Origin of the sequence: Tumebacillus lipolyticus (assembly GCF_042682745.1) — a bacterium.
Taxonomy (GTDB): Bacteria; Bacillota; Bacilli; order Tumebacillales; family Tumebacillaceae; genus Tumebacillus_A; species Tumebacillus_A lipolyticus.
In genome coordinates this window covers 871977-898592 of the sequence record NZ_JBHUIO010000002.1, presented here as the reverse complement: position 1 = coordinate 898592, position 26616 = coordinate 871977, and the positions used below count along the sequence as shown (strand labels likewise).

The following is a 26616-nucleotide window of genomic DNA, read 5'->3' as shown; positions in this document are numbered from 1 at the left end:
GCATCGCGCGCAGGCGGTGCTTTTTTTGTGGTATGATCGAATGGGAGGAGGGGGGAGAGCGATGACAGAACGCGAACAGATTCGTGAAAAATTGAAGCTGCTGCCCGACCATCCGGGCGTCTATTTGATGAAAGATACGAGCGGCGAGATCATCTATGTCGGAAAGGCGAAAGTGTTGAAAAACAGAGTGCGTTCCTACTTCAACGGTGCGCACTCCGGCAAAACACAGCTTCTCGTCTCCAACATCGCCGATTTTGAATATATCGTCACCAACACCGAAGTGGAAGCTTTGGTGCTCGAAGGGACTTTGATCAAAAAGCATCGTCCTCTCTACAACATCAACTGGAAAGATGACAAGACATATCCCTACATCAAGATCACGGGCGATGAGCATCCGCGACTGGAGATCACGCGCCGCGTCTTGAAGGACAAGGGCAAATATTTTGGCCCCTACCCGAATGCGAGCGCAGCCACCGAGACGAAAAAGTTGCTCGACCGCCTGTACCCGCTGCGCAAATGCAAGACGATAAAAGACAAGGTCTGTCTGTACTATCATATCAACCAGTGCGTCGCTCCTTGTGAATTTCCGGTCGAACAGGAAACGTATGCGAGCATGATCAAAGAGATCAGCAAGTTCCTGAACGGCGGACACGAAGAGATCAAGAAGAGCCTGCAGGAGAAGATGATGCAGGAAGCAGAAGCGCTGAACTTTGAGCGCGCCAAAGAGCTGCGCGACCAGATCGGTCAGATCGATCGGGTGATGCAAAAGCAAAAGATGGATCTGCACGACAACGTGGATCGCGACATCTTCAGCTATCATTCGGATAAAGAATACATGTGTGTGCAAGTGTTCTACATGCGCCAGGGCAAGCTGATCGAGCGGGACAGCGAGATCTTCCACTTTCACGGCGAGGAGATGGAAGACTTTCTCTCCTATGTCGCGCAGTTTTACATCGACAACCACGACCTTCCAGATGAGATCTTGCTGCCGCGCGAAGGGGAAGGCACTGAGCTGATCGGACAGTGGCTGACCTCGGTCAAAGTGCGCTATCCGCAGCGCGGACCGAAAAAGCAGCTGGTCGATCTGGCGAACGAAAACGCGAGGATCGCGCTGGAAGAGCGCTTCAAGCTGATGGATCGCGATCAGAGCCGCACCGTCAAAGCGATCGAAGAGCTGGGCGACCTGCTGCTGATCAAGCCGCCGCGACGAATCGAGGCGTTTGACAACTCGAACATTCAAGGGGCAGATGCGGTGGCGGCGATGATCGTGTTTGATGACGGCCGCCCGAACAAGAAAGAATACCGCAAATACAAGATCAAGACGGTCGTCGGGCCGGATGATTACGCTTCGATGCAAGAGGTGGTGCGCCGCCGCTATACCCGCCTGCTCAAAGAGAACGCTCGCCTGCCCGATCTGGTCGTCATCGACGGTGGGAAAGGTCACATCAACGCGGCGCTTGAAGTGCTGGAAGATGAGCTCGGTCTCAACATCCCGGTCTGTGGGCTGGCCAAGGATGAGAAGCACCGCACGTCGCAGCTGTTCTTAGGCGACGATCCGACTCCGGTGCAGATCGACCGCACGTCGCAGGCGTTCTACCTGCTGACGAGGGTGCAGGAAGAGGTGCATCGGTTTGCGATCACCTTCCATCGGCAGCAGCATGGGAAGAATGCGATCCGCTCTTTGCTCGACGACATTCCGGGCGTCGGTGAAAAGCGTCGCAAGCAGCTGCTGAAGCACTTTGGCTCGCTGCCGGCGATCAAAGCGGCGAGCGTCGAAGAGTTTCGCAAAATCGGCATCGGCGACAAACTGGCCAAGGACATCCTCGCCTATCTTGCACAAGTGTAAGCGGTATGATAAAATCAACGGCAGTTAAATAGTACGACCTCATCTCTTGCGAGGTGAGTAGAGGCGCGATGAATCATCAGTACGGCGGGGAGAGTCCGAGCAGCTCTTAGAACCGTTGGGGAAAGGGATCATCGCCGAAGTCTGGGCAGCTTCCGGAGCGTCCACGGCTGGGTCTGCATCGAACAGGTGCAGGACTGTCACACCGAGACGACCCCCGTCTCGGTGTGGAGAACTATCTCACATTTGGGGAGAGAGGGATTACCACGACTATGCACAGCCATAGAAGCTGACCCTTCTATGGCTGTTTTTTGATTTCGTGACCCTCCGTCCCGATGGTGACAGATATGCAGATGGGAGTGGAGAAACTGTGGCATTGATCGTACAAAAATTTGGTGGCTCCTCCGTTGCCAACCCGGAGCGGATCAAGCGTGTCGCCAACCGTGTCGCGAAGACTGTGGCAGCGGGTCATCAGGTGGTGGTCGTCGTCTCCGCGATGGGTGACACGACAGATGATCTGATCGAGCTTGCGGAGCAACTGACCGAACGTCCGTCCGCTCGGGAGATGGACATGCTGCTCAGCACAGGCGAGCAGATTTCGATCGCGCTGCTGGCGCTGGCCGTTCAGGCGCTCGGTGTGGACAGCATCTCGCTGACGGGAGGCATGGCGGGGATCCTCACCGAGCCGATCGCGGGGAAGGCGCGGATCACCGACATCGTGCCGAGGCGCATCCTGAGCGAGTTGGCCGTAGATCGGGTGGTGATCGTCGCAGGCTTTCAAGGGATCAGCGAGATCGGTGACATCACGACGCTCGGACGGGGTGGTTCTGATACGACGGCGGTGGCGCTGGCAGCTTCCTTAAAGGCGGACCTCTGTGAGATCTATACGGATGTCGAGGGCGTCTACACCACCGATCCGCGCGTGGTGAAAGCGGCGCAGAAGCTGGACCGCATCTCCTACGACGAAATGCTCGAACTGGCCAACCTGGGAGCGGGCGTGTTGCATCCCCGGGCGGTGGAGTTTGCAAAACAGCATGGAGTGCCGCTGATGGTGCGCTCCAGTTTCCATGAAAAGACAGGCACGCTTGTGGAGGAGGAAGCACAGATGGAACAAGGAAGGATCGTCCGTGGGATCGCCCACGATCTCAATGTGGTAAAAGTCTCGCTGATCGGTGTGAAAAGTCGCAAGGGCAACCTGTACAGAATCTTCCAAGCGCTGGCAGAAGCGTCTGTCAACGTCGACATCATCGTCACCTCGGTCGTGCAGGACGGAGTGTCTGACATCTCGTTTACGATCGAGCATGGCGATCTGTCGGTGGCGCTTCCCGTGTTGGAGTCGCTGTTGCCCGAGTTTGGCGATCCGCTCATCGAACGAGAAGAAGAGCTGGCAAAAGTTTCGATCGTCGGTGCGGGGATGATCTCCAATCCAGGGGTGGCCGCCCAGATGTTTGGCGCGTTGGCAGAGGCGGAGATCGAGATCAAGATGGTTTCCACTTCGGAGATCAAAGTTTCCTGTGTCGTCGAAAAGAGCAGCGCGCTGGAAGCGGTGCGGGTTTTGCACACCTCTTTCGGCCTCGATGGGGCGGTGGAAGCGGTCGTCTCCGGCGTAAACGAGCTCGAATAACTGGAATTGACAGCCTTTTCGATGCATAGTAAGATAGAAACAACTTCATATTGATTGCAACTTACGAATCTCTTATCGAGAGCGGCGGAGGGACTGGCCCTATGAAGCCCGGCAACCTCGCCTGCATTTACTGAGCAGGCGAAGAGGTGCTAAATCCAGCAGACCATCACAGGTCTGGAAGATAAGAGGTGTGGAACCATTTATGGGACCCCCTCTTCTACATGAAGCGGGGGTTTTTGATTTGTCTCTTCAAATCGATGCCCCTGACAGACGAAACGGAGTGAACACAGGGTGGCATTGATCGTACAGAAATTTGGAGGCACCTCGCTCGCAGACCCTGAGCGCATCAGACGTGCAGCATCGCGCGTACAAAAGGCGGTGCAACAGGGCAATCAGGTGGTGGTCGTCGTCTCGGCGATGGGGCATACCACCGATCGGTTGCTCGCACAGGCGGAAGAGCTATGCGAGCGACCGTCTGCACGCGAACTCGACATGTTGTTGGTCACAGGAGAACAGGTGGCAGCCTCGCTGTTTGCCATCGCGCTGCAAGCGCACGACGTGCCGAGCGTCTCGCTGACAGGCGCGCTCGCAGGCATTCGCACAGAGGCGGATCATGGCAATGCGCAGATCTGCAAGATCGATCCGGCCCGAATCCATGCCGAATTGCAACAGGGCAAGGTAGCGATCGTCACCGGTTTTCAAGGGGTGACCGAGCAAGGCGATCCGACGACGCTAGGTCGGGGCGGCTCCGACACTTCGGCGGTGGCGCTGGCAGCCGCGCTCGGAGCAGAGCTCTGTGAGATCTGTACAGATGTGGACGGCGTGTACACCGCCGACCCGCGAGAGGTGCCGAGCGCGCAGAAGATCGAATTTCTCACCTATGACGAGATGATGGAGATGGCGGTGCTCGGCGCAGTCGTCCTTCATCCTCGGGCAGTGGAAACAGCAAAGCTTCATCGCGTTCCGGTGATCGTTCGCTCCTCCTTTCATGATGGGCATGGCACGCAGATCGGCATGGAGCCAAAGCGGCTGCAAAGCGTGTCTGAAGGAGTGTGAAGGTCATGGGGGGCTGTCAGACGTTTCGACTTGACCGATTCGCCCTTGAGGGCGGTGAACAGCTGCGCGATGTGAAGATCGCCTTTGAGACGTATGGGGAGTTAAATGCGCGAGGGGACAACGCGATTCTCGTCTGCCATGCGCTGACCGGCGACGCGCAGGCTGGCGTTTGGTGGGGATCGTTGATCGGGCCAGGCAAAACGCTGGACACAGATCGATATTATGTGATCTGCTCCAACGTGCTCGGCGGGTGCGCCGGCTCGACAGGACCGAGGTCGTGCGACCCGTTTCCGCTGATCACGATCCGAGACATGGTGCATGCGCAGAGGCGGCTGGTGGAAAGCATCGGCGTCACGAGCTTGCATGCGGTGATCGGCGGCTCGATGGGAGGTTTGCAGGCGATCGAGTGGGCGGTGACCTTTCCCTCGTTCGTCAAGCGCTGCATCCCGATCGCAACCTCCTGTCAGCTCTCTGCGCTCGCCATCGCTTACAACCATGTGATGCGAACGGCGATCAAGAGCGATGGGGTGAGCGGGCTTGCGCTCGCGCGGAAGATTGGCATGATCACCTACCGTTCTTTTGACCTCTTTCAAGAGCGTTTTGGCAGAGCGTCAAAACGGCCAGAAGCGCCGCTTGCGGAGCGGGTCTTTCAGATCGAAAGCTATCTTGAGCACATGGGTCAGAAGCTGATCGGACGCTTTGATGCGAACAGCTACCTCTGCCTGCTGAAAGCGATGGATCTGCACGATGTCGGACGCGACCGTGGGGGGATCGAAGCGGCGCTCGATCGGATCGAATCGGATGTGCTATGGATTGGGATCAACACAGACCACCTCTACCCGGCACAGGAGCAGCGCGACTGGGCAAACCGCATCGCGGAGCGCGGAAAGCGAGTGATCTACCGGGAGATCGAATCACCGTTCGGCCACGACGCCTTTTTGATCGAAGGCGAGCAGATGAGCAGATTTGTTGGAGAATTTTTATCATGATGGAGGAGTGGAGAAGATGGGAAAAAAGCAAGTTCGAGTAGGGCTGTTAGGATTGGGCACCGTCGGCGGTGGCGTGTACAAAACCCTGTTGAAAAACAGAGAGACGATCCTCACCCGCACCGGCTGTGAAGTGGAAGTGGTCAACATTCTGGTGCGCGATCGGGAGAAGGAGCGCGGGTTTGACGTGGATGCGAAACGGCTGACCCTTGAGCCGGAGAACTTGCTCAAGGATGAGACGATAGACATTTATATTGAAGTGATCGGCGGCATTCATCCGACCAAGGAAATCATCGAACAGGCGCTGCGGAGCAAGCGGCATGTCATCACAGCCAACAAAGAGCTGATGGCCAAACACGGTGCTGATCTGCTCCGATTGGCTCAAGAAAATGAAGTCCATCTGCTGTTCGAAGCGAGCGTCGCGGGCGGCATTCCGGTGATACATATGCTGCAGGGATATCTGACAGCCAACCGCGTGCACGAGATCTGCGGCATCTTGAACGGCACGAGCAACTACATCTTGTCGGAGATGAGCAAGACGGGCAAAAGCTTCTCCGAGGTGCTCGCCGAAGCGCAGGCGCTCGGATATGCGGAAGCGGACCCCACCTCCGATGTGGAAGGGTTTGACGCAGCCTACAAGCTGGCGATCCTGACCAACCTCGCCTATGACGCGTGCGTGGACATCGCGACGATCGATCGCCAGGGCATCTCCCAGCTGACAGGTGCCGATCTGGCGCTCGCCGAGCGCATGGGATATGCGATCAAGCTGATCGGCAACGCCAAGGAGCAGGCAGGAGCGCTTCAGCTCTCCGTTCGTCCGCACCTGTTGCCCGACGCGCATCCGCTGGCTCGCGTAAACGATGTGTTCAACGCGGTCACGCTGCGAGCAGACGTTGTGGGCGACCTGACGCTGATCGGTCGCGGCGCTGGCGAATTTCCGACCGCGAGCGCGGTGATCGAGGATCTGACTGCGCTGCTTACGCAGCGTGAAAACATCCGTCGCCCGAACTGGGAGCGCGCGATGAATCACCGATGTACCGAGCAGGATGCGGGCGCGTTCTATCTCGCCTGGTCTGCCTCCCAGGAGCAGGAACGGCCGCTCTGCGAAGCGCTGGTCGGAGAGGTGAAGCGAGCGGGCGGGCATGTCGCGCGCTACGAATCGCTGGCAGATGCGGAGCGATTGCATCAAGCTTGGCTTATCGGGGGCGTTACAGAAGCGCAGGTGAACAGATTGGTGGAAAATGTATCGCAGATCGCCGCTGAGCATCTGTCGGCGCTGGTTTTGCACGTTGATGGTGAAATTGAACCGGGTGTAGAATGGGAGTCAGAAGCTTCGGGTTACGAAAAAAGCGCCCGCTATGCGTAAAAGCCGGTCGGATCGTGCAACGTAATTCTGTAGGAAAGATCAAGTGGGTCAAAACTTGTCGTCCTTGACAGTTTCTTGACATTACTTCTATCGAAACAGTACAATTTAGGTTGCATTGATTCGGCCGCCCGAGCCCCTCCGGGTATTGGACGGGACGGTCAAAGGAAAAAAGGGGGGCACCGTATCGCATCGGATGGGGAGTTAGGAGAGAAGGGCATGCGGAAAGCTGCGCATGTCGCAACAGAAAAAACGTCGTGAGACCTGTTATCACAGGGATTCTTGGAAGGAGGATCGAACGTGGCCAACAAGCAAGTTAGCCGAGAGTTTTTGTTTCGCCGGATGCACTCGTTACTCGGTGTCATCCCGGTCACTTTGTTCTTGTTTTTCCACCTGTTCACCAACTCGTTTGCAACCCGCGGAGAGGAAGCGTTTAATGACAAGGTAGCAACCATTTCTGGTATGCCCTTTTTGCCGTTTATTGAATTCGTTTTCATCTTCCTGCCGCTGTTGTATCATGGCATCTACGGTATGTACGTAGCGTACACGTCCGGTTACAACGCATCGAGATACTCGTGGGGACGCAACGTGATGTTCGCCCTGCAGCGCATCACCGGCGTGTTCACCTTTATCTTTATCATCTATCACCTTTGGACGACTCGCTTTTCTGGCGATACTCCGTCTTTTGATATGGTCGTACAGATCGTCACCAGCCCGTTTGGCTACTGGTTTATGATCATCGGTACCGTCTCTGCTGTGTTCCATCTGGCAAACGGCCTGTGGGGATTCTTCATCCACTGGGGCCTCACCGTCGGCCCGCGCGCACAACGCGTTTCCGCGTATGTGATGATGGGGCTGTTCGTCGTGTTGTCTGCAGTCGGCGTATTCGCGCTGAACGCGTTCCGCGCAGCAGTTGCCTAATGAAAGCCTAAGGGAGGAAGCGCAATGAGCAACCAACGAGTTATAGTTGTCGGCGGCGGCCTTGCGGGCCTGATGGCGACCATCAAGGTTTGCGAGTCCGGGATTCCGGTCGATCTGTTCTCTTTAGTACCTGTAAAACGTTCTCACTCCGTCTGTGCACAGGGCGGCATCAACGGCGCCGTCAACACAAAAGGCGAAGGGGATTCCCCGTGGGAGCACTTTGATGACTCCGTCTACGGCGGTGACTTCCTGGCGAACCAACCGCCGGTTAAGGCGATGTGCGATGCGGCGCCTGGGATCATCCACCTGATGGACCGCATGGGCGTCATGTTCAACCGCACCGCAGAAGGACTGCTCGACTTCCGTCGCTTCGGCGGCACGAAGCATCACCGCACCGCGTTTGCAGGTGCTACTACCGGGCAGCAGCTTCTCTATGCGCTCGATGAGCAAGTGCGCCGTTTTGAATCGCAAGGTCTGGTTCAAAAATATGAAGGCTGGGAATTTGTCCAAGCTATCCTCGACGATGAGGGCACTTGCCGCGGTATCGTGGCGCAAGACTTGCGCTCGATGGAGATGCACTCCTTTGTCGGCGATGCTGTCATCCTGGCTACCGGCGGCCCGGGCCTCGTGTTCGGCCGTTCCACCAACTCGATCATCAACACCGGTACTGCTGCATCGGCAGCGTATCAACAAGGTGTCAAATATGCGAACGGTGAGTTCATTCAGATCCACCCGACCGCAATCCCGGGCGATGACAAACTTCGCCTGATGTCCGAATCGGCGCGCGGTGAAGGCGGTCGAGTCTGGACGTACAAGGACGGCAAACCGTGGTACTTCCTCGAAGAGAAGTATCCGGCGTACGGCAACCTTGTTCCGCGCGACATCGCGACGCGTGAGATCTTCCACGTATGCGTCGACCTCGGACTGGGCATCAACGGCGAGAACATGGTCTATCTCGACGTTTCGCACATCCCGAAAGAGATGCTCGATGTGAAGCTGGGCGGTATCATGGAGATCTACGAGAAGTTTGCCGGCGATGACCCGCGCAAAGTTCCGATGAAGATCTTCCCGGCCGTTCACTACTCGATGGGCGGCATGTGGGTCGACTATGAGCAGATGACAAACATTCCGGGTCTGTTCGCAGCAGGGGAATGTGAATATCAATATCATGGTGCGAACCGCTTGGGCGCGAACTCGTTGCTCTCTGCGATCTTTGGCGGTATGGTGGCAGGTCCGTCCACAGTTCGCTACATCAAAGGTCTCAAAAAATCGTCTGCCGATGTTGCGCAGTCGATCTTCGAGACGGAGACGAAGAAGCAAGAGCAGAAGTACGAGAGCATCCTCAAGATGGAAGGTACGGAGAACCCGTACGCGCTGCATCGTGAGCTCGGCCAATGGATGACCGACAACGTGACGGTCGTTCGTTACAACGACCGCTTGCAGAAGACGGACGATAAGATTCAAGAGCTGATGGAGCGTTGGCATCACATCGGCATGGCAGATAAGTCCCGTTGGGAGAACATGATGGCTCCGTTTACCCGCCAGCTGTGGAACATGCTGGAGCTCGGACGCGTGATGACCATCGGCGCACTGAAGCGCGATGAGTCTCGCGGTGCACACTACAAGCCAGACTTCCCGGAGCGCGATGATGAGAAGTTCTTGAAGACCACCATCGCAACGTGGACGCCGAACGGCCCGGAAATCTCCTATGAAGATGTCGATGTTTCGTTGATCCAGCCGCGTCTGCGCAACTACGCGGTTGACAAGAACTAAGGACTGCGACAAGAAAGGGGGAGGCTCGCATGAGCAAGAAAGAAATCCACGTGATTATCGAACGTCAAGACCGTGCGGACAGCCAGCCGTATACGCAGGAGTTCCGCCTTCCGTATCGCCCGAACATGAACGTGATCGCCTGTCTGATGGAGATCCAGCGCAATCCGGTCGACATGAACGGCAAGCAAAGCGCGCCGGTCGCTTGGGAATCGAACTGTCTGGAAGAGATCTGCGGCGCGTGCATGATGGTCATCAACGGCAAGCCGCGCCAAGCGTGCTCCGCTCTGGTCGATCAGCTTGAACAACCGATTCGCCTGAAGCCGGCACGTACGTTCCCGGTCGTTCGCGACTTGGTGATCGACAGAAGCCGCATGTTCAAAGCGCTGCAAAAGGTAAAAGCATGGGTGCCGATCGACGGTACGTACGATCTGGGCGCAGGCCCGCGCATGGCAGAACGCGATCGTCAATGGGCGTACGAGCTGTCGAAATGCTTCACCTGTGGAGCATGTGTGGAAGCATGTCCGAACGTCAACGAGCGCACATCCTTTATCGGACCGTTTGCGATCTCGCAAGTTCGTCTCTTCAACACGCATCCGACCGGTGAGATGCATAAGGAAGATCGTCTGGAAGCTCTGATGGGCGAAGGCGGTATCCATGAGTGCGGCAACTCGCAAAACTGTGTGCAGGTTTGCCCGAAAGGCATTCCGCTCACCACTTCGATCGCCGCGATGAACGGTGCTGTCAACCGCCATGCGATCATGTCTTGGCTGAAACGCTAAACGAAAAAAGACCATCCGCGAGGATGGTCTTTTTTTGTCGTAAATCAGTCGGGGATTGTCGAAAAAGAGCCTACAGTTTATAATAATGAAAATTAGAGATGTTAAAGGCGAAGATGAGAAAAAGAGAGAGATGTATAAAAGGGGAGATTGATTCATGCACGGACAGATCATTGTACCTTTTCTGGAGTCTGCGCAGCAAGTGTTGACCATGATGACAGCTGTTGCGTTAACTCCGGGAACGGTCGCAAGCGCAGCCCCGGACCTTCATTTGCACCACGTATGGATTCGAATTGATCTAAAAGGCGACGTTGATGGACAAGTTGCATTCGGATTGGCGCCTGAGATGGCGATGAAGATCGCCTCGGCGATGATGGGCGGTTTCGAGTTGAGTCATTTTGACGAGATGAGCAAGAGCGCGGTGGCTGAGTTGGCGAACATGATCAGTGGGAATGCCTGCATGCAATTGTCAAACAATGGGATGTCGATCGACATCACACCACCCCAAGTCCAGATGGGCGAGTCACTCATCCAGCCGATTCAAGAGATCGCCTATACAGTCCCGCTCGAATTGCAAGAGCTCGGCATCCTCGAAATCAAATTATTGATCGAGTAGGGGCTGTTTGTTTCACCAAACAACACGCTTTTGTATAGGATAGTTCGAGACAGAGGCATATCATAGGCGAATATCCATTTCGATCGTACGGCTCGCACCAACCTCTGACAAGGCTCATATGATAACTTGACCATATCCCTAGACCTTGTATTCATGACCCGAGCAAGGAGGGATCGAGAGTGACAGCGGGCAAGGACGCACGAGGAAAATCCCTACTTACCACCCGTGAGCGTGAAGTGTTTGAACTGCTGGTACAAGACAAAACGACGAAAGACATCGCAGAGAAGCTGTTTATCAGCGAGAAGACGGTACGCAACCATATCTCGAATGTGATGAAGAAGTTGAATGTGAAAGGTCGTTCACAAGCGGTGGTTGAGTTGGTTCGACTCGGAGAACTGCAAATCTGACGCTCTCTGTATGATTGACACCCTGCCCGATATTCCGGGCAGGGTCTTTGTGTTAGATGGCGAATCTATACGTTTCAACCATCTGTGGCGAAGGAGTGGTGAGATGGGCAAGCTGTATATCGTCCGGCATGCGCAAGTGAAAATTGAGCCGAACGTCCCGTCTGCGCAGTGGAACTTGTCAGAAGCAGGGGTTCGCTCGACCGAAGCGTTGGCGGCGAGTGAGTCCTTTGATCTAGTCAAAAAGATCTGGCATTCACCGGAGCCAAAAGCGCTGCAGACGGCGCAGGTGATCGCTGAGCGCGCATCGCTCGAAGTGCGAATGCACGCAGGTCTGCGCGAATTGGCAGCCGACGTAGGGTTCTTGCCACAGCATGAATTTCGGGCGCGTGTAGGCGCCTACTTGCTGGGAAAGGATGATCCTGCGTTCGAACCGTACGGCGATGCCCAAGCGCGGATCGTGAGCGCCGTGCGAGAGATCGTGGAGGAGGCAAAAGGGGACTCGGTCGCACTGGTCACACATGGCCGAATCCTCACGGTGCTTTATTCCTATCTGCTCGGTCGTCGTTTAGGACAAAAGGAGTGGCAGTCGATCCCCTTGCCCGCTCTATCGGTGATCGATACGAACAGTTGGCAAGTGGAGCGAGGTTTTTTACGCGAGGCTTTTTAGCAGGTGTAACAAGGAGGAATTGAAAATGGCAGAGCGTTTCAAATTGATCCCGGCTGTTCATCTTTTTTTTGTGCAAGGAGAGAGCGTGTTGCTGCTCAGGCGCGCCAATACGGGCTATGAGGATGGCAATTACAGCGTGGTAGCGGGTCATATCGATGGCGAAGAAGCGGTGATCCAGGCTGCCATTCGCGAGGCTCGCGAAGAGGCGGGGGTGGAGATTCAACCTGACGATGTGCAGGTGGTCGGCGTGATGCACCGCCTGTCGAATGAGGAGCGAGTCGATTTTTTTGTCGAAATCAAGCGCTGGACAGGTCAAGTGCGCAACATGGAACCTGACAAGTGTGACGACCTGAGCTGGTTTGCATGGAGCGATCTGCCTGACAATCTCGTCCCCTACATCAAAAGAGCGCTCAACAATTACAGAGCGGGGCAGTGGTTCGATTCGGTCGGATTTGATGGGGAGATCTGGTAATCAACAGCAAGCGGAAATCAACTTTACATACAAAAATGTATTGTATATATTCTAAGTTGAATATATACTAAGTGGGAAGGATGTTGAGGGAGGAGATTTCGGATGATTCCAAACTTTTTTATTATCGGGAGCAAAGCGGGACGACCGTCGAGCAGGCGGACGATCTTTGCCGACGGTTCGGCAGACAAGACGTTTCGGGAAGGGATCGATCTGGAGCTGAGCCACTGGATTCCCAATCGTACCCCGATCGAATATCGGGCAGATACTTCGACGGAAATCTGCTTAAACTTTGTGGCGGAACGCTCGACAGACGGTTGGGATTTGGCGATCAACAATCATCTCGATGTTGACGGAGTGCTGTCCGTCTTTTCGCTCGTACACGCACAATTTGCGCTGAAACATCGCGATACGCTGATCAAGGCGGCGGAGATGGGTGATTTCGCTGGCTATGGGGAAAGGCCCGCACAGATCTTGTTTCAAGGGTTGACGCTGTGCATGGATCGCTTGGAAGCGGAGCAAGAAGATATTGGGACGATCTACGAGCGCTGTTTTGAAAAGGTGTTCCAACTGATCGAGCACCCGGAAACAGCATCGGAGGTTGAGGAGGGCATTCGGCGATTCGAAGCTTCGCTTCGGCGGGTGGAATCGGGCGAGATCAAGCGGGAAGTCGTCTCCGAGCGGCTGGTGCACTACGCGCTGGGGGCAGAGCTGGTCGAGCGCGATCTGCAGAAAGCGCTCTGCGTTCCCGACTTTAATGAGGCGATCGGCGACACGATGTGGTTGCTTCCGCAGGTGAGGTGCAAATTCGATCCGGAGGCCGTACACCTCGTCTCGGCGCAAAGCAGCGGCGGCACGTATTACGACCTTTGGTATCCCGGCTACATGTGGGCAGATACGGAGCGGAGATGGCGCGCACCAGGCTTTACGTTTCGCGGGAGCACGAACGGCTACTACTACGGGTATGCAGCGCTTGAATCTGCCGTTGTGCAACTTCAAGAGCAGGAGCAAAGCGAAGGAACTTGGACGTTGGTCACAGAGCTTTCCCCCTTCTCGACGATCAAGGGGCGCAAGTTTCCCATCGTGCTCTCCTTTCAAGATGAGCAGGGGGAGCCGGTCATGTCGTCACTCCCACCTGAGGCGGTGCTCAATCTGTTGCGAAGCGTATTTTAAATCAAGGGCACCCGCACGCTAAGAGTGCGGGTTCTTTATTAAGGAAATAGTAAAATAAAATTCGAAATTTATTGACTTATAATCGGTAAAGCGTTTATTCTTAGAGAAATCTGAAGGTGTTAGCAAGATTTTTTCGCCAGATCAGGAGGTACATATGAGTCGTACATCGATCTTTTCACCTCTTCAACATCGCCCGTATCGCATGCTGTTTTACGGACAGCTCTTTTCTGATCTCGGTACTTGGTTGGACTTGCTCGCCTTGTCCGTGCTGGTCGCCTATACGTGGGGCAAAGGCGCTGTTGAACTCGCCTTGCTCACGATCGTGATCGGCTTGCCCTGGGTCGTCGTAGGACCTTTTGCCTCCGTCTGGGTCGATCGCCTGCCGCGCAAAGGGATGATGATCGCTTGCGATCTGCTGCGCATGCTCGTCGTGCTCGGCTTTGTCGTAGCGCCCAATCTGTACGTGCTGCTTCCTCTGGTCTTTCTGAAGGAAGCACTGTCCGCCCTGTTCGATCCAGCGCGTCAAGGGGCGATCCGTACATTGGTGCCAGAAGCGGTGCTGTTGCAGGCCAGCTCGCTTTCGCAACTGTCTTTAAACGTAACTAAAGTTGCCGCGCCGGTGTTGGGCGGGGTGATCATCGCTGTCTCGTCGCCCTCGCTCGTCTTCCTGCTCGAAGCGGCGCTCTTCCTTTTCTCGATCTATTTTATCTCGCGCTTGCCGAAGATGAAGGTCGAAACATATGTGGAGGAGGGCATGGCGGACGAGTCTAAATTTTGGCAACAATTTAAGCAAGGGTTGCGCTATATCGGGCAGAATCGCATTTTGGCAACTGCGATCGTCCTGATGGCGGTCCGCTTTTTTCTGATCTTTCTCTATGATGGGTTGCTCGTGCTCTGGGGGAAAGATATCGGGATGGGCGAGGAGTATTTCGGCATCTTCCTCGGCGCGGTTGGACTTGGCACCGTCATCGGCACGGTGGTGGTGGGTCAATGGAGCTTCTGGAGCGCCAAGCCGATCCAGATGATGTCGATCACAGCCTCGATCAGCGGGCTGGGAGTCATCCTGCTCAGCTTTGGTTCATTCGGATGGGTGCCACCCAACGTCATCCTCTGGACCACCTTGTTTTTCTTGGTCGGCGCGATCGGGGCAGGCTCGTCCGTGCCGTACGGTTATGTGCTGCAAAAAGAAACGCCATCTGGCATCATCGGGCGTGTAACGGGTACGGCAAACGCGATTCAAAACCTGTCCATGTTTCTCGCGCCGGCGATCGGTGCGATGATCGCCGAATGGTGGGGAACTGGCGGCGTCTTTCTCATCGCCGGGACAGGGACGGTGTTCATCAGTTTGGTCGCCATGCTGGTCGTTCCGAAGACGGGCGGGGCGGCGAAAGGAAAAGAGCATACTGCCTCCTCTTAGATATGTTGCAAACGGAGGGATATCATGATCGTCAAATGGATCACCTGCTCGGTCGAGCCCGACATGCGGCCCGCTTTTTCTCAAGCGCAGGAAGGGTGGAGGAGCTTGCGTGGCGTCGACGGGTTTTGCGGGCAGGTCGGAGGATGGAAGAAAGAGCAGCAGGGATGGCAAGCGCACCTCGCTGGCCTCTGGCGCGATCAGGAGTCGTATCGAGCCTTTATGGAGCGGACGCACGATGCGATCACCGCTGTCAATCGCAATCGGCAGGCGGGCACCTATGCGAAGATCTCCGTCACGCTGGAGGAGGTGCCAGATCAGCAGGTCGCCGCACGTCTTCTGCGCTGGTGTTCAGAATTGAGCTACGAACCTCGCTGGACAGTTCAGAGCGGTGTTGCGAGGTGGGATAGCTTGATCGAGCTTGGCTCACACTAACCTGGACATCTGAGGAAAGGGTGAGCGATCGATGAATGAACAGGAGTACAGCTCTTATATTGTAGATTCGATCCGCGAGTACAAGCGCGGGCTGGCCGATTTTAGCGAAAAGCTTCCCGATGTTGGCGAGAGGTACTTGGAGTTCACAGCCGCCTGTTTTCACGAGGGGGCGCTCTCCGAAAGCAGCAAGCATCTGATCGCGCTCGGCATTGCGATCTGTGCGCAGGATGAATATTGCATCATGTATCATGCGCACGCAGCGCTCGCCACCGGCGCTTCTGAGCAGGAAGTGTTGGAGACGATCGGCGTCTGCGGCGCCTTTGGTGGAGGTGCTGCGATGTCGCAAGGCGTCACGCTGGTGCAAGATGTGCTCGATGTGTATCACCGACCTGAACACTGATTCGCGCAAACGGTCTTCCCACAGCTCGATGATCGTTTGGTCGAGCGTGCGCAGGGGCGGGAAACGCCGTTTTGCCAAACGTCAGCAAAGCGAAAAGAGCGCAGACCTCATGGAGGCTCATCTGCGCTCTTTTGGTCGTTTTGGAGGCTTTGATCGACCTTTTTTCGGAGACCGCTCGTGGCCGGTGGGTCGTTGCGCGGTGGGAGCGAAGCGTGAGCCGAAGGGAAGGTTTGACGCTGGTCGATGGGCAGGATAAAATGGTGTGAAAATACAAAAGATTCGGTTTCAAAAACGCTTCAGCTGATGATGTTGAATATCTGCGGGGCGGAGTGGAACCGAAACGAGAGAAGCGGAGGAACAACAGATGCCACAACTGTTTGCGAGGATCGATACGATCTTTCTCACGGTCAGCAACCTTGAGCGCTCGACCGACTGGTATGTGAAACACTTGGGCTTTCAAGTGCGCTGGCAGATGGAGGAGGCTGGATATACGGCGCTCGACATCGGAAGCGGGGAGACGCCGCTCACCCTCGCTCGCGCCGCAAAAGGGGTGGAAGTGCGAACTTCTGGTCACTGCGTCTTCAACCTGTTTGCAGCTGACCTGCAGCGAGCGCACGAAAGTCTGACAGCTGGCGGGGTAGATGTCGATCCGATTCAGCGCGACGAGAATGTCGAGTGGTTTGAGTTTCGCGACCCGGACGGTCACATTTTAGGAGTTTGTCACTTCGATTCTTAAACCTTGTGCTAATGCGCAGGGTTTTTTTTCAACTTCAACTATGGTAGAATGGTTGGGCAGTAGTATCCACAGGAGGCTCTGATAGATGACTAAGCCAATAATTCATGCCGATCTTGTCGAAGAGATCGAGCTTGTTCTGCGCATGATTTCGAAAGAGGTTCGACGCAGAGGACGCGAGACTTTGTCCGATTTTAACATCACGCCGCCGCAGTTTGATGCGCTGATCTATCTGCACGAATTCGGCGACCTGACGATCGGCGAACTCAGTTCCAAACTTTATTTGGCATACAGCACGACGACCGACCTTGTGGACCGAATGGAGCGCAATCAACTGGTAGAACGAGTACGTGACAAGAGTGACCGTCGCGTCGTTCGCCTGCATATGATGGAGAAAGGTCGCGATCTGATCGAGCGCGTATTGGTGAAGCGCCGTGAACATGTGGGCAAAGCGCTACAATTTGTGCAAGTAGAAGATCTGCAACCGCTCGTCGCTTCGCTGAAGGAAATCTATACTCATATCAGCGATTGACCATAAAAGCCTAGCGTTTTCCAGAGGAAGTTTCTGACTGGAGAGCGCTTTTTCTTTTCTGGTCGCACTGTACGAAGGGAAAGAAAGGAAGAGTCTTCATGTCTTCAAAACGACCGATCGGCTTGCTCGATTCTGGATTTGGTGGCCTGACGGTAGTGTCCGAAGTGTTTCGGCAACTGCCGCAGGAAGATATCGTCTATGTCGGGGATAACCTCCGCTGTCCCTACGGATCGCGCGAGCCGCAGGAAGTGAAGCGCTACCTGTTTCAGATCATGGATTTTTTGGCTGAACAAGATGTGAAAATGATCATCATCGCCTGCAACACGGCGACCGCTGCCGGGCTTGAAGCGGCGAAGAGCCGGTACAACATCCCTGTGCTCGGCGTCATCACGCCTGGAAGCCGCGCTGCGATCTTTGCCACGCAGCGGGGGCGGATCGGTGTGATCGGGACGGAGGTGACGATTCGCAGCGACTCGTACCGCCGGGAGATCCATCGCATCAACCCGCAGCTGCACGTGGTCAATCGATCCTGTCCGCCATTTGTCCAGCTGGTGGAAGAGGATCGCACCGACTCGGCAGAAGCGAGGCTTTTGGTCAGGGATTATCTCGCTCCCATTCGCGAAGAGCAGATCGATACGCTGATCCTCGGCTGCACCCATTATCCGCTGCTCGCTCCGGTGATCGGCGAGGTGATGGGGGAGGGGATTACGCTGATCTCCTCCGCCGAGGAGACGGCGCGTGAAGCGAGCGCGATCCTGCAGGTCAAACAGATGCTCAATGAACAGAACCCGCATCCGTCGCACCGCTTTTACACGACGGGCAACCCTGACTATTTCTGCGAAGTCGGTTCGCGCTGGTTGAAGCGAAGCATCGAGGTGGCCGGAATCAAGTTGGACGATTGAGCGGTTGGACAAAACACAAGCATAACTCCTCCACGGGCTCGTATACATGTAACATGAAACGATGTGGAGGAGGACAGGGGAAACATGCGCAAAGGCAAACTGGCGTTAGTCGGTGTCCTCGCGGTGTCGATTGCTCTGGCATCAGGATGTTCGCCGAAGACGACGTCGAGCTCGGAGGGGGCAAACGGGGCAAGCCAAGGTGAACAGACGGCAAACGTGATGCCGACGACAGTCTATGTAGCAGATCAGAACGGATTTGTCGTTCCCTTGCAGGTGAAGATTGAGAAAACAGATCAGATCGCGCTTGGAACTTTAAAGCAGATGATCACAGGCGGGTCGGGCGACGCATCACTGGTCAGCTCTGGCTTTCAAAATGTGCTTCCGAAAGGTACGGAGATCAGAGGCATCTCGATCAACGACGGGGTGGCGAAGGTCGATCTGACCAAGCAGGCGAACAGTTTTGACTCAGCTTTAGCGGAGCAGCGCATGGTCGATGGGATCGTCTGGAGCTTGACCGGTCTGGATGGGATCAAGAAGGTGCAGCTGATGATCGACGGTCATGTCCAACCGACGTTAAAGAACGGGACGCCGGTCGGCGAGCCGATCTCGCGCGCCAACGGGATCAACCTGCAGGTGACGTCAAACGTCTCGCCGAGCCAATCGACTGCGGTCACCTTGTATTTCCTCGGCAAGAGCAACGACGCGAAGTTCTCCTATCTCGTGCCGGTGACCCGGATGGTCCCGCAGATCAAGGATCAAAACCGGGTGGAGCTGACGGTGGCAGAACTGGCCAAAGGCCCGAACAACGCGGGGCTGGAACCGCTGCTCTCCCCCGACTTGAAGCTCGCCAAATCAAGCATTGCCGATCGGGTGGCCAACCTCGAATTTTCACAGGGACTGATCAAAGAGGGAGCAGATGCGGTGCATGTGATCAACTCGATCGTGCTGTCGCTTTCGGCAAACGCTGGCGTGGAAAAAGTGATGTTCACCGTCGGGGAAAAAGCGCCAGCAACCGGTGGCGGTCTCGACTTGAGCAAGCCGGTGTCAGTTCCGCCGACGATCAACGAGCACCAGATGTAGCACGGCGCATGAGAGCGACCAACGGGATGGAGGGCTGTTCCGTTGGTTTTTCTCTGTAAAAGTTTGGGGTAGTGGAATCGCCAGTTTAAGGTTATCCTATCAGAGTAGCTTATGGGAACAAGGGGAGGTCTTTAAAAGATGCGAGTGGATGGACGTCAATCGAACGAAACCCGCCCGATTACGATTGTGCGAAACTATATTAAGCATGCAGAAGGGTCAGTTTTGATCTCGGTCGGGGATACAAAAGTGATCTGCACGGCGACGGTCGAGGACAAGGTGCCACCCTTTTTGCGCAACTCTGGCACCGGTTGGATCACAGCCGAATATGGAATGTTGCCCCGCTCGACCGGCACGCGCAACCAGCGCGAGTCGTCGCGCGGCAAAGTTGGTGGCCGCACGATGGAAATTCAGCGATTGATCGGTCGGTCGCTGCGAGCGGTCGTCGATCTGAAGGCGCTCGGGGAGAAGACGCTCTGGCTGGACTGCGACGTGATTCAAGCGGACGGAGGCACTCGCACCGCATCGATCACCGGCGCGTTTGTCGCACTGGCTGATGCGCTCAACGAGCAGGTGAAAAAAGGTTCGCTCCAACAGCTGCCGATCACCGATTTTTTGGCGGCCGTCTCAGTCGGCATCGTCGGTGACCAGCCTGTGCTCGATCTGAACTACGAAGAGGATTCGAAGGCGAAGGTGGACATGAACATCGTCATGACCGGCGCGGGTCGCTTTGTCGAGCTGCAGGGGACGGGAGAAGAGGCTACTTTCTCCGGCGATGAGCTCAACCAGATGCTTTCGCTCGGCAAGGTTGGCACCGAGAAGTGGATCGCGCTACAAAAAGAGGTCTTGGGCGCGGAGATTGCCAATCGAATCGCGCAAAGCGCGATGCAAAACGCATAGGAGACGAGATTACATAGGAAGCGTAGGCGGAGGATCATCATGGGAGAGATTCGAACAAAACTGTGGCTTGCCACGAAAAACCAAGGCAAGGTGAAGGAGTTTCAACATTTTTTCGCCGAGCTCGGCTGGGATGTTGAGGCGGTGCCGCAAGGGGCGCCAGACGTCGTGGAGGACCGGGACACGTTTGCTGGAAACGCGATCAAAAAGGCGGAGGAGATCGCCAAGCATTACAACATGCCGGCGCTTGCGGACGACTCCGGCTTGGAGGTCGATGCGCTCGGCGGTCGGCCAGGGGTTTATTCGGCGCGCTTCGCAGGCGAAGATGCGAGCGATGAGCAAAACAACCAAAAGCTGCTCGCGGAGCTGGCGAATGTCGGCGAGGAGAGCCGCGGGGCTCGTTTCATCTCCTCGATCGCACTCGCTCGTCCGGGACGAGAGACGCTCGTCTCCTTCGGCACGGTGGAAGGGAGCATTCTGTTTGCCGAGCGCGGGACAGAAGGGTTCGGCTATGATCCGCTGTTTTTGCTGGCTGACAGAAACCGGACGCTGGCGGAGATCTCGCTCGCCGAGAAGAACAGCCTCTCGCATCGGGCGAACGCGCTGCGCAGCATGATCGAGATGTTGAAGATGGAAGCGGGCGATGAGTGATCGCCTGCGGGTGCTGATCATCTCCGACACGCATGGGCGCACCGAGCGAATCGATCGCGCGATCGAGCAGGTCACCGAGCGGATCGGCGGCTACGATCTGCTCCTGCACGCAGGCGATCATGCGCAAGATGTGAGCGGGCAGAAGTACGACCCTGCGATCGCCGTCTGTGGGAATTGCGATCCAATAGGCTGCGAGGAGGAAGAAAAGACGATCGATCTGCTCGGCGTCAAAACGCTGCTCCTGCACGGTCATACGGTCCAGGTGAAAAGCACGCCGCTTTCGCTGGTCTATCGGGCGATCGAGCAGAGTGCGCAGCTGACCGTCTTCGGGCACACGCACACGCCAACGCTGTTCGTCGAAGCGGATCGGGTCTTTCTCAACCCGGGGAGCCTGTCCACCCCACGCGGATTTACTGTGTGCACCTACGCGCTCTTGCAGCTTGAGCGCGAGGAAGGGCGGACGCGCGCCGACTTTTCTTTCTACGCGTTGGACGGACATCAGATCGCAAGCTTTGCGCTTCAGCACACCTTTTCGTCATGATCTGCCGCCATCGATCGACCGTCGCGCTCAGGGGAGGCGACGGTCGATTCACTTTCAGTTTCCCGCATTTTGAGAGTTGACGTAGCGATTCGTCTTGTTGTATACTAACTCTCGTTGCAACGCAAGTGTATCATCTTCATCATGCGGGTGTAGTTCAATGGTAGAACTCCAGCCTTCCAAGCTGGTCGCGTGGGTTCGATTCCCATCACCCGCTCCAAACGATGTCTCAGTAGCTCAGTTGGATAGAGCAACCGCCTTCTAAGCGGTCGGTCGGGGGTTCGAATCCCTCCTGGGACGCCATCTTTTATGGCGGCCGTGGCGAAGTGGTTAACGCACCAGATTGTGGCTCTGGCACTCGTGGGTTCGATTCCCATCGGTCGCCCCAAGATTGGGGAGTCGCCAAGCGGTAAGGCAACGGACTTTGACTCCGTCATGCGAAGGTTCGATCCCTTCCTCCCCAGCCAATACCATATTCCTGAAAATGGATGCCCTCGTCGCGAAGACGAGGGTGTTTTTGTATTTGAACTTATCTCCATTTGTGATATAATGTGGTGGTCTATCAGTCTACATAGGAAACATGCGTGGACAAGCCACAGTACTACATACAAAGGCAGCGTTTTTCGCATCGGTGATTCAAGGGAGGATTTTCAGATGGCAGTAGAAGTTAAAAAATGGGAAAAAATAGAGAAGAACGTTGGCGTTCTCGAATTTGAAGTGGGCGTGGAAGAGGTCAACTCCGCACTTGACAAAGCGTTCCAAAAAGCGGTGAAAACCGTCTCCGTGCCAGGGTTCCGCAAAGGCAAAGTGCCGCGTTCGATCTTCGAAAACCGCTTTGGCGTAGAGGTATTATATCAAGACGCGCTGGACATCCTGTTACCGGAAGCGTACACAGCGGCTGTTCAAGAGGCGAACCTCGTTCCGGTCGATCGTCCGGAGATCGATATCGTTCAATTTGGCAAAGGTGAGTCTGCTGTGATCAAGGCGACCGTCACCGTCAAGCCGGAAGTTGAACTGGGCGCTTACAAAGGTCTGGCTGTCGAGAAGAAAGACTTCACCGTCAGCGCAGATGCGGTCGATGCAGAGCTGAAAAACCTGCAAGGCTCGCACGCTGACATCGTGGTCGCAGAGGATGGGGTTGCTGTTGAGAACGGCGATCTCGTCATCATCGACTTCAAAGGCTTCGTCAACGGCGAAGCGTTCGAAGGCGGCGAAGCGGACAACTACCAGTTGGAGATCGGCTCCAACACCTTCATCCCGGGCTTTGAAGAGCAGATCGTCGGCGTGAAGAAAGGCGAAGAGAAGGAGATCAACGTCAACTTCCCGGAGCAGTACCACGTTGCGACGCTGGCTGGTCAGCCGGCTGTCTTCAAGGTCACCTTGAACGAGATCAAGCGCAAGCAACTGCCGGCGCTCGATGATGAGTTCGTCAAGGATATCTCCGAGTTTAACACCCTCGATGAATTGAAGGCAGACATCGAGAATAAGCTGAAAGAAAAAGCGGTGAACGACGAGAAGGTCTACATCGAGGAATCGGTGATCTCGCAAGCTGTCGAAAACGCGACCATCGAAATTCCGGAAGCGATGATCGACAACGAGATCGAGTTCCTGATGGACGACTTCAAACAGCGCCTGCAACAGCAAGGCATCCCGTTTGACGCGTACGTTCAGTTCACCGGCTCTTCCGTGGAAAGCTTGAAGGATGAGTTCCGCGGTCAAGCGGTCAACCGTGTCCGCACAGGTCTGGTTCTGGAAGCGGTCACCGCTGCGGAAGGAATCGAAGCGACCGAAGGCGAAATCAATACAGAGCTGGAGAAAATCGCAACTTCTGCGAAAATGGAAGTTGAGCGCGTGAAAGAGATCTTGGAAGCGCGTGATCCGGGTCTGTCCAACCTGCACAACGACATCAAAACTCGCAAAACGATTGCAGTTCTCGTCGAGTCTGCAAAAGTAGAGTAGTTCTCACATAACAGAGTTCCAATATGTTCAGGGGAGACAAGGCACTTTGCAAAAGGTGCCTTGTTTTTCCAAAATACATAATGCGAGTCGATTTTTGCAGTTGGCAGGTTGTCGCGGGCACTTTATGTAAGGGAGGGCTACGATGTTCAAGTTCAATGATGACAAAGGGCAGTTGAAATGTTCGTTCTGCGGCAAGACTCAAGACCAAGTGCGCAAACTGGTCGCTGGACCAGGTGTCTATATTTGTGACGAATGCATCGAGCTGTGCAACGAGATCGTCGAAGAGGAGCTTGGCGAAGAAGAAGAGTTTGAGATGAAAGACATCCCGAAGCCGACTGAGATTCGGGAGATTCTCGACCAATATGTAATCGGTCAGGATCAGGCGAAAAAGGCGCTGGCTGTGGCGGTCTACAACCACTACAAGCGCATCAACACCCAATCGAAGGCGGAAGATGTCGAGCTTTCCAAGTCGAACATCCTGCTGATCGGTCCGACCGGCAGCGGGAAGACGCTGCTCGCCCAGACGTTGGCGCGGATTCTGAACGTTCCGTTCGCGATCGCCGATGCGACCTCGCTGACCGAGGCTGGTTATGTGGGCGAAGATGTGGAGAACGTGTTGCTTCGTCTGATTCAGGCGGCCGACTACGATGTGGAGAAGGCGCAAAAGGGCATCATCTATATCGACGAGATCGACAAGATCGCTCGCAAGTCGGAGAACCCTTCGATCACGCGCGATGTATCGGGTGAAGGCGTTCAGCAAGCGCTGCTGAAGATCCTGGAAGGTACGACCGCAAGCGTGCCACCGCAAGGCGGCCGCAAACATCCGCATCAGGAGTTCATCCAGATCGATACGAAGGACATCATGTTTATCTGCGGCGGTGCGTTCGATGGCATGGAACAGATCATCAAGCGCCGGATGGGTGAAAAGGTGATCGGATTCGGCAAGGAAGGTCAGAAGAAGGAAGAGCAAGAGTTTGTTCTTGCCAAGCTGATGCCGGAAGACCTGCAGCGCTACGGGCTGATCCCCGAGTTTGTCGGTCGTCTGCCGGTGCTGACTGCGCTGGAGCCGCTCGATGTCGAAGCGCTAAAACGCATTTTGACCGAGCCGAAAAACGCGATCGTCAAGCAGTACAACCGCTTGCTCCAGATGGACAATGTGGAGCTTGAGTTCACCGAAGAGGCGCTGGAAGAGATCGCTAAAGAGGCGATCAAGCGCAAGACCGGTGCTCGGGGGTTGCGAGCGATCATCGAATCGACGATGCTCGATGTGATGTTCGATCTGCCTGCTCGCGAAGATGTGGTCAAATGTGTGATCACCCAAGAGGCGATCACCGAAGGCAAGACGCCGACTTTGATCACCGAAGACGGAAAATCGAAGCAAGAAGAGACTGCATAAGCCTGTTGGCAAGATGAGAACCGACTCCTTTCTGGGGTCGGTTCTTTTTCGTGCCAAGATAGGTTTTACTTGGCTTCCCGGAGGACATACTAATTTCAATGCAAAGGCGCGTGAAAGGAAGAGGAGGTATCGCGATCCGATGAGTTTCACAATGATCTTGAGTCTCGTGCAAGTCTTTTTTGCTGTCGTCATCGGGCTCTATTTTTGGAACCAGTTGAAAGCCCAACAAAACAACCGTTCCGCCATCGAAAGCGAGTCGAAACGAGAGCTGGAGAAACTCCGCAAGCTGCGGGCGATTGCGCTGACCGAACCGTTGGCCGAAAAGACGCGCCCGGCAGCGTTCCAAGAGATCGTCGGGCAGGAAGATGGCATCAAAGCGCTGCGGGCTGCGCTTTGCGGCCCCAACCCGCAACATGTGATCATCTATGGCCCGCCAGGTGTCGGCAAGACGGCAGCTGCGCGCCTCGTGCTTGAAGAAGCGAAAAAGAACAAGATCTCTCCGTTCGGTGAAAATGCCAAGTTTATTGAACTCGATGCGACCACCGCTCGCTTTGATGAGCGGGGGATCGCCGACCCGTTGATCGGCTCGGTGCACGATCCGATCTATCAGGGGGCGGGCGCGATGGGCATGGCGGGAATTCCTCAGCCCAAGCCAGGTGCTGTGACCAAAGCGCACGGCGGGATGCTGTTCATCGATGAGATCGGCGAGCTGCATCCGATTCAACTGAACAAGCTGTTAAAAGTGCTGGAAGATCGAAAAGTGTTTTTGGAGAGCGCCTATTATTCTGCAGACGACAACCAGATCCCCGGTCACATTCACGATATTTTTCAAAACGGTCTGCCGGCAGACTTTCGGATGATCGGTGCCACCACCCGTTCGGCAGATGAACTTCCGCCGGCGATTCGGTCGCGCTGTGTGGAGATATTCTTCCGCGCGCTCAAGCAGGAGGAGATCAAGTCGATCGTCGCCACTGCGGCCAGCAAGATCATGTTCGAGATGGAAGCGGGTGCTGTGCAGACGATCGCCAAATATGCGACCAACGGACGAGAGGCGGTCAATGTGGTGCAGACGGCGGCAGGCATTGCGATCGGGGAGTCGAGAATGGTGATCACCACAGCCGATGTGGAATGGGTGATCAACTGCTCCCAGATCTCGCCGCGTCCGGAAAAGCGCGTGCCAGATTTGCCGCAGGTCGGATTTGTCAACGGCCTTGCCGTCTATGGTCCCAATCAGGGCATGCTGCTTGAGATCGAGGTGACGGCGACCAAAGCGACAGAGACGGGCAAGGGCACGCTGAACATCACGGGTGTCGTCGAAGAGGAACAGACAAACGGCGGGGCCAGAAGCACGCGCCGCAAGTCGATGGCGAAAGGGTCGGTCGAAAACGTGATGACCGTGTTGCGCCGCACGATGCAGGTCGACCCGCTCGATTACGATCTGCACGTCAATTTCCCAGGCGGGATTCCGGTCGATGGGCCGTCTGCTGGGATCACGATGGCGACCGCCATCTATTCTGCGATCAAGGGAACTCCGGTCGACAACCGCGTGGCGATGACCGGGGAGGTGTCGATCAGAGGGTTTGTCAAGCCGATCGGCGGGGTCATCGCCAAGGTGGAGGCGGCCAAGCAGGCAGGCGCCACAAGAGTGGTGATTCCGAAGGACAACTGGCAAGATATCTTCAAGTCGGCCGAAGGAATCGAGATCATCCCTGTCGAGCGCATCGAACAGGTGATCGATCTGGCGCTGATGGAGGAGGTGTCGGAGAAGAGTCTGGCACCAGCACAAGCTCCGTCCAACCTGCTTCCCGTACCCACTGTCAACATGTCGAAGTGACTGTCATAAAATACAAAGCAGCTTGGCGGGGGGAGAGAGGCTCCCCGCCTTTGCCTGTTTCAATGGACGGAATTTCATTTTAAGGTCAAGATTAGACAAACAACATGCCATACGGTACAATTGGCATACTAGCAGAAGCAGGTACTTTTTTTCTTTTTAAGTGATGGAGGTGAA

Annotated in this window: 26 protein-coding genes, 4 tRNA genes and 2 riboswitches; all 30 genes read left to right on the top strand. The window is 55.6% G+C overall.

From position 1 onward, the window contains the following. Positions 1–61 precede the first annotated feature (61 nt). The 30 genes from uvrC to lonB all read left to right on the top strand — a co-directional run bounded on the left by uvrC (position 62) and on the right by lonB (position 26442). The gene (uvrC, locus tag ACFSOY_RS03430; RefSeq protein WP_386044118.1) at positions 62–1846 is read left to right on the top strand and encodes an excinuclease ABC subunit UvrC; all 1785 of its coding nucleotides are present in this window, start codon (positions 62–64) and stop codon (positions 1844–1846) included. Positions 1847–1896: 50 nt separating this feature from the next. Further along, a riboswitch (Lysine riboswitch) is annotated at positions 1897–2089 on the top strand. A gap of 124 nt (positions 2090–2213) precedes the next feature. Next, complete coding sequence (locus ACFSOY_RS03425) at positions 2214–3467, top strand: aspartate kinase (protein ID WP_386044117.1); 1254 nt, start codon at positions 2214–2216, stop codon at positions 3465–3467. A gap of 69 nt (positions 3468–3536) precedes the next feature. Then, a riboswitch (SAM riboswitch) is annotated at positions 3537–3655 on the top strand. 103 nt (positions 3656–3758) lie between these two features. Continuing rightward, positions 3759–4523, top strand: a complete 765-nt coding sequence (locus ACFSOY_RS03420; RefSeq protein WP_386044116.1) for an aspartate kinase — start codon at positions 3759–3761, stop codon at positions 4521–4523. Positions 4524–4528: 5 nt separating this feature from the next. Continuing rightward, on the top strand, positions 4529–5512 hold the full coding sequence (gene metX / locus ACFSOY_RS03415) for a homoserine O-acetyltransferase MetX (protein ID WP_386044115.1): 984 nt from the start codon (positions 4529–4531) through the stop codon (positions 5510–5512). A gap of 16 nt (positions 5513–5528) precedes the next feature. Then, the gene (locus ACFSOY_RS03410; RefSeq protein WP_386044114.1) at positions 5529–6875 is read left to right on the top strand and encodes a homoserine dehydrogenase; all 1347 of its coding nucleotides are present in this window, start codon (positions 5529–5531) and stop codon (positions 6873–6875) included. A gap of 297 nt (positions 6876–7172) precedes the next feature. After that, the gene (locus ACFSOY_RS03405; protein WP_386044113.1) at positions 7173–7793 is read left to right on the top strand and encodes a succinate dehydrogenase cytochrome b558 subunit; all 621 of its coding nucleotides are present in this window, start codon (positions 7173–7175) and stop codon (positions 7791–7793) included. A gap of 24 nt (positions 7794–7817) precedes the next feature. Further along, positions 7818–9566, top strand: coding sequence for a succinate dehydrogenase flavoprotein subunit (sdhA, locus tag ACFSOY_RS03400; RefSeq protein WP_386044112.1), 1749 nt, complete (start codon positions 7818–7820; stop codon positions 9564–9566). A gap of 29 nt (positions 9567–9595) precedes the next feature. Then, the gene (gene sdhB / locus ACFSOY_RS03395) at positions 9596–10345 is read left to right on the top strand and encodes a succinate dehydrogenase iron-sulfur subunit (protein WP_386044111.1); all 750 of its coding nucleotides are present in this window, start codon (positions 9596–9598) and stop codon (positions 10343–10345) included. Between the two features lie 154 nt (positions 10346–10499). Then, entirely contained in the window at positions 10500–10958 is a 459-nt protein-coding gene (locus tag ACFSOY_RS03390) for a chemotaxis protein CheX (RefSeq protein ID WP_386044110.1), read from the top strand. Between the two features lie 179 nt (positions 10959–11137). Further along, on the top strand, positions 11138–11365 hold the full coding sequence (locus tag ACFSOY_RS03385) for a helix-turn-helix domain-containing protein (RefSeq protein ID WP_087458694.1): 228 nt from the start codon (positions 11138–11140) through the stop codon (positions 11363–11365). A gap of 103 nt (positions 11366–11468) precedes the next feature. Continuing rightward, positions 11469–12032 carry a histidine phosphatase family protein gene (locus tag ACFSOY_RS03380; RefSeq protein ID WP_386044109.1) on the top strand — a complete coding sequence of 188 codons (564 nt, stop codon included), beginning with the start codon at positions 11469–11471 and terminating at the stop codon, positions 12030–12032. A gap of 25 nt (positions 12033–12057) precedes the next feature. Then, positions 12058–12504 carry an NUDIX hydrolase gene (locus tag ACFSOY_RS03375; RefSeq protein ID WP_386044108.1) on the top strand — a complete coding sequence of 149 codons (447 nt, stop codon included), beginning with the start codon at positions 12058–12060 and terminating at the stop codon, positions 12502–12504. A 102-nt stretch (positions 12505–12606) separates the two neighbouring features. Continuing rightward, on the top strand, positions 12607–13674 hold the full coding sequence (locus ACFSOY_RS03370; protein ID WP_386044107.1) for a DUF6687 family protein: 1068 nt from the start codon (positions 12607–12609) through the stop codon (positions 13672–13674). A gap of 154 nt (positions 13675–13828) precedes the next feature. Then, positions 13829–15091 carry an MFS transporter gene (locus ACFSOY_RS03365; RefSeq protein ID WP_386044106.1) on the top strand — a complete coding sequence of 421 codons (1263 nt, stop codon included), beginning with the start codon at positions 13829–13831 and terminating at the stop codon, positions 15089–15091. A 24-nt stretch (positions 15092–15115) separates the two neighbouring features. Next, positions 15116–15523, top strand: a complete 408-nt coding sequence (locus tag ACFSOY_RS03360) for a DUF4937 domain-containing protein (RefSeq protein ID WP_386044105.1) — start codon at positions 15116–15118, stop codon at positions 15521–15523. Between the two features lie 31 nt (positions 15524–15554). Further along, complete coding sequence (locus ACFSOY_RS03355; RefSeq protein WP_386044104.1) at positions 15555–15923, top strand: carboxymuconolactone decarboxylase family protein; 369 nt, start codon at positions 15555–15557, stop codon at positions 15921–15923. Between the two features lie 364 nt (positions 15924–16287). Then, positions 16288–16659 (top strand): VOC family protein, encoded by a 372-nt coding sequence (locus tag ACFSOY_RS03350; protein WP_386044103.1) that lies wholly within the window; start codon positions 16288–16290, stop codon positions 16657–16659. Between the two features lie 85 nt (positions 16660–16744). Continuing rightward, positions 16745–17188 (top strand): MarR family winged helix-turn-helix transcriptional regulator, encoded by a 444-nt coding sequence (locus ACFSOY_RS03345; protein ID WP_386044102.1) that lies wholly within the window; start codon positions 16745–16747, stop codon positions 17186–17188. A gap of 98 nt (positions 17189–17286) precedes the next feature. Beyond that, complete coding sequence (gene racE, locus ACFSOY_RS03340) at positions 17287–18090, top strand: glutamate racemase (protein WP_386044101.1); 804 nt, start codon at positions 17287–17289, stop codon at positions 18088–18090. A gap of 84 nt (positions 18091–18174) precedes the next feature. Beyond that, positions 18175–19170, top strand: a complete 996-nt coding sequence (locus ACFSOY_RS03335; RefSeq protein WP_386044100.1) for a GerMN domain-containing protein — start codon at positions 18175–18177, stop codon at positions 19168–19170. Between the two features lie 138 nt (positions 19171–19308). Continuing rightward, positions 19309–20067, top strand: coding sequence for a ribonuclease PH (gene rph, locus ACFSOY_RS03330; RefSeq protein WP_386044099.1), 759 nt, complete (start codon positions 19309–19311; stop codon positions 20065–20067). Positions 20068–20106: 39 nt separating this feature from the next. Next, positions 20107–20715 (top strand): XTP/dITP diphosphatase, encoded by a 609-nt coding sequence (locus ACFSOY_RS03325; protein WP_386044098.1) that lies wholly within the window; start codon positions 20107–20109, stop codon positions 20713–20715. Next, entirely contained in the window at positions 20708–21256 is a 549-nt protein-coding gene (locus tag ACFSOY_RS03320) for a metallophosphoesterase family protein (RefSeq protein ID WP_386044097.1), read from the top strand. Before ACFSOY_RS03325 ends, ACFSOY_RS03320 begins: the two co-directional genes overlap by 8 nt. A 143-nt stretch (positions 21257–21399) precedes the next feature. Further along, positions 21400–21473: transfer RNA gene (locus tag ACFSOY_RS03315), tRNA-Gly, on the top strand. A gap of 6 nt (positions 21474–21479) precedes the next feature. Then, positions 21480–21556: transfer RNA gene (locus ACFSOY_RS03310), tRNA-Arg, on the top strand. Positions 21557–21565: 9 nt separating this feature from the next. Next, positions 21566–21641, top strand: a tRNA-His gene (locus tag ACFSOY_RS03305). Positions 21642–21645: 4 nt separating this feature from the next. Then, a tRNA-Gln gene (locus ACFSOY_RS03300) sits at positions 21646–21720 on the top strand. A 187-nt stretch (positions 21721–21907) separates the two neighbouring features. Next, positions 21908–23212, top strand: coding sequence for a trigger factor (gene tig, locus ACFSOY_RS03295; protein ID WP_386044096.1), 1305 nt, complete (start codon positions 21908–21910; stop codon positions 23210–23212). 142 nt (positions 23213–23354) lie between these two features. Further along, positions 23355–24608 carry an ATP-dependent protease ATP-binding subunit ClpX gene (gene clpX, locus ACFSOY_RS03290; protein WP_386044095.1) on the top strand — a complete coding sequence of 418 codons (1254 nt, stop codon included), beginning with the start codon at positions 23355–23357 and terminating at the stop codon, positions 24606–24608. Positions 24609–24747: 139 nt separating this feature from the next. Further along, entirely contained in the window at positions 24748–26442 is a 1695-nt protein-coding gene (gene lonB, locus ACFSOY_RS03285; RefSeq protein WP_386044094.1) for an ATP-dependent protease LonB, read from the top strand. Positions 26443–26616: the final 174 nt, after the last annotated feature.

Excerpts from the sequence above, each read along its gene's own strand:
- ACFSOY_RS03375 (WP_386044108.1), top strand. The coding sequence starts at position 12,058 with ATGGCAGAGCGTTTCAAATTGATCCCGGCTGTTCATCTTTTTTTTGTG.
- sdhB (WP_386044111.1), top strand. The coding sequence starts at position 9,596 with ATGAGCAAGAAAGAAATCCACGTGATTATCGAACGTCAAGACCGTGCG.
- tig (WP_386044096.1), top strand. The coding sequence starts at position 21,908 with ATGGCAGTAGAAGTTAAAAAATGGGAAAAAATAGAGAAGAACGTTGGC.
- ACFSOY_RS03390 (WP_386044110.1), top strand. The coding sequence starts at position 10,500 with ATGCACGGACAGATCATTGTACCTTTTCTGGAGTCTGCGCAGCAAGTG.
- rph (WP_386044099.1), top strand. The coding sequence starts at position 19,309 with ATGCGAGTGGATGGACGTCAATCGAACGAAACCCGCCCGATTACGATT.
- ACFSOY_RS03365 (WP_386044106.1), top strand. The coding sequence starts at position 13,829 with ATGAGTCGTACATCGATCTTTTCACCTCTTCAACATCGCCCGTATCGC.
- uvrC (WP_386044118.1), top strand. The coding sequence starts at position 62 with ATGACAGAACGCGAACAGATTCGTGAAAAATTGAAGCTGCTGCCCGAC.
- sdhA (WP_386044112.1), top strand. The coding sequence starts at position 7,818 with ATGAGCAACCAACGAGTTATAGTTGTCGGCGGCGGCCTTGCGGGCCTG.
- clpX (WP_386044095.1), top strand. The coding sequence starts at position 23,355 with ATGTTCAAGTTCAATGATGACAAAGGGCAGTTGAAATGTTCGTTCTGC.
- ACFSOY_RS03335 (WP_386044100.1), top strand. The coding sequence starts at position 18,175 with ATGCGCAAAGGCAAACTGGCGTTAGTCGGTGTCCTCGCGGTGTCGATT.
- lonB (WP_386044094.1), top strand. The coding sequence starts at position 24,748 with ATGAGTTTCACAATGATCTTGAGTCTCGTGCAAGTCTTTTTTGCTGTC.
- ACFSOY_RS03320 (WP_386044097.1), top strand. The coding sequence starts at position 20,708 with ATGAGTGATCGCCTGCGGGTGCTGATCATCTCCGACACGCATGGGCGC.
- ACFSOY_RS03370 (WP_386044107.1), top strand. The coding sequence starts at position 12,607 with ATGATTCCAAACTTTTTTATTATCGGGAGCAAAGCGGGACGACCGTCG.
- ACFSOY_RS03410 (WP_386044114.1), top strand. The coding sequence starts at position 5,529 with ATGGGAAAAAAGCAAGTTCGAGTAGGGCTGTTAGGATTGGGCACCGTC.
- metX (WP_386044115.1), top strand. The coding sequence starts at position 4,529 with ATGGGGGGCTGTCAGACGTTTCGACTTGACCGATTCGCCCTTGAGGGC.
- ACFSOY_RS03345 (WP_386044102.1), top strand. The coding sequence starts at position 16,745 with ATGACTAAGCCAATAATTCATGCCGATCTTGTCGAAGAGATCGAGCTT.
- ACFSOY_RS03380 (WP_386044109.1), top strand. The coding sequence starts at position 11,469 with ATGGGCAAGCTGTATATCGTCCGGCATGCGCAAGTGAAAATTGAGCCG.
- racE (WP_386044101.1), top strand. The coding sequence starts at position 17,287 with ATGTCTTCAAAACGACCGATCGGCTTGCTCGATTCTGGATTTGGTGGC.
- ACFSOY_RS03360 (WP_386044105.1), top strand. The coding sequence starts at position 15,116 with ATGATCGTCAAATGGATCACCTGCTCGGTCGAGCCCGACATGCGGCCC.
- ACFSOY_RS03355 (WP_386044104.1), top strand. The coding sequence starts at position 15,555 with ATGAATGAACAGGAGTACAGCTCTTATATTGTAGATTCGATCCGCGAG.
- ACFSOY_RS03350 (WP_386044103.1), top strand. The coding sequence starts at position 16,288 with ATGCCACAACTGTTTGCGAGGATCGATACGATCTTTCTCACGGTCAGC.
- ACFSOY_RS03325 (WP_386044098.1), top strand. The coding sequence starts at position 20,107 with ATGGGAGAGATTCGAACAAAACTGTGGCTTGCCACGAAAAACCAAGGC.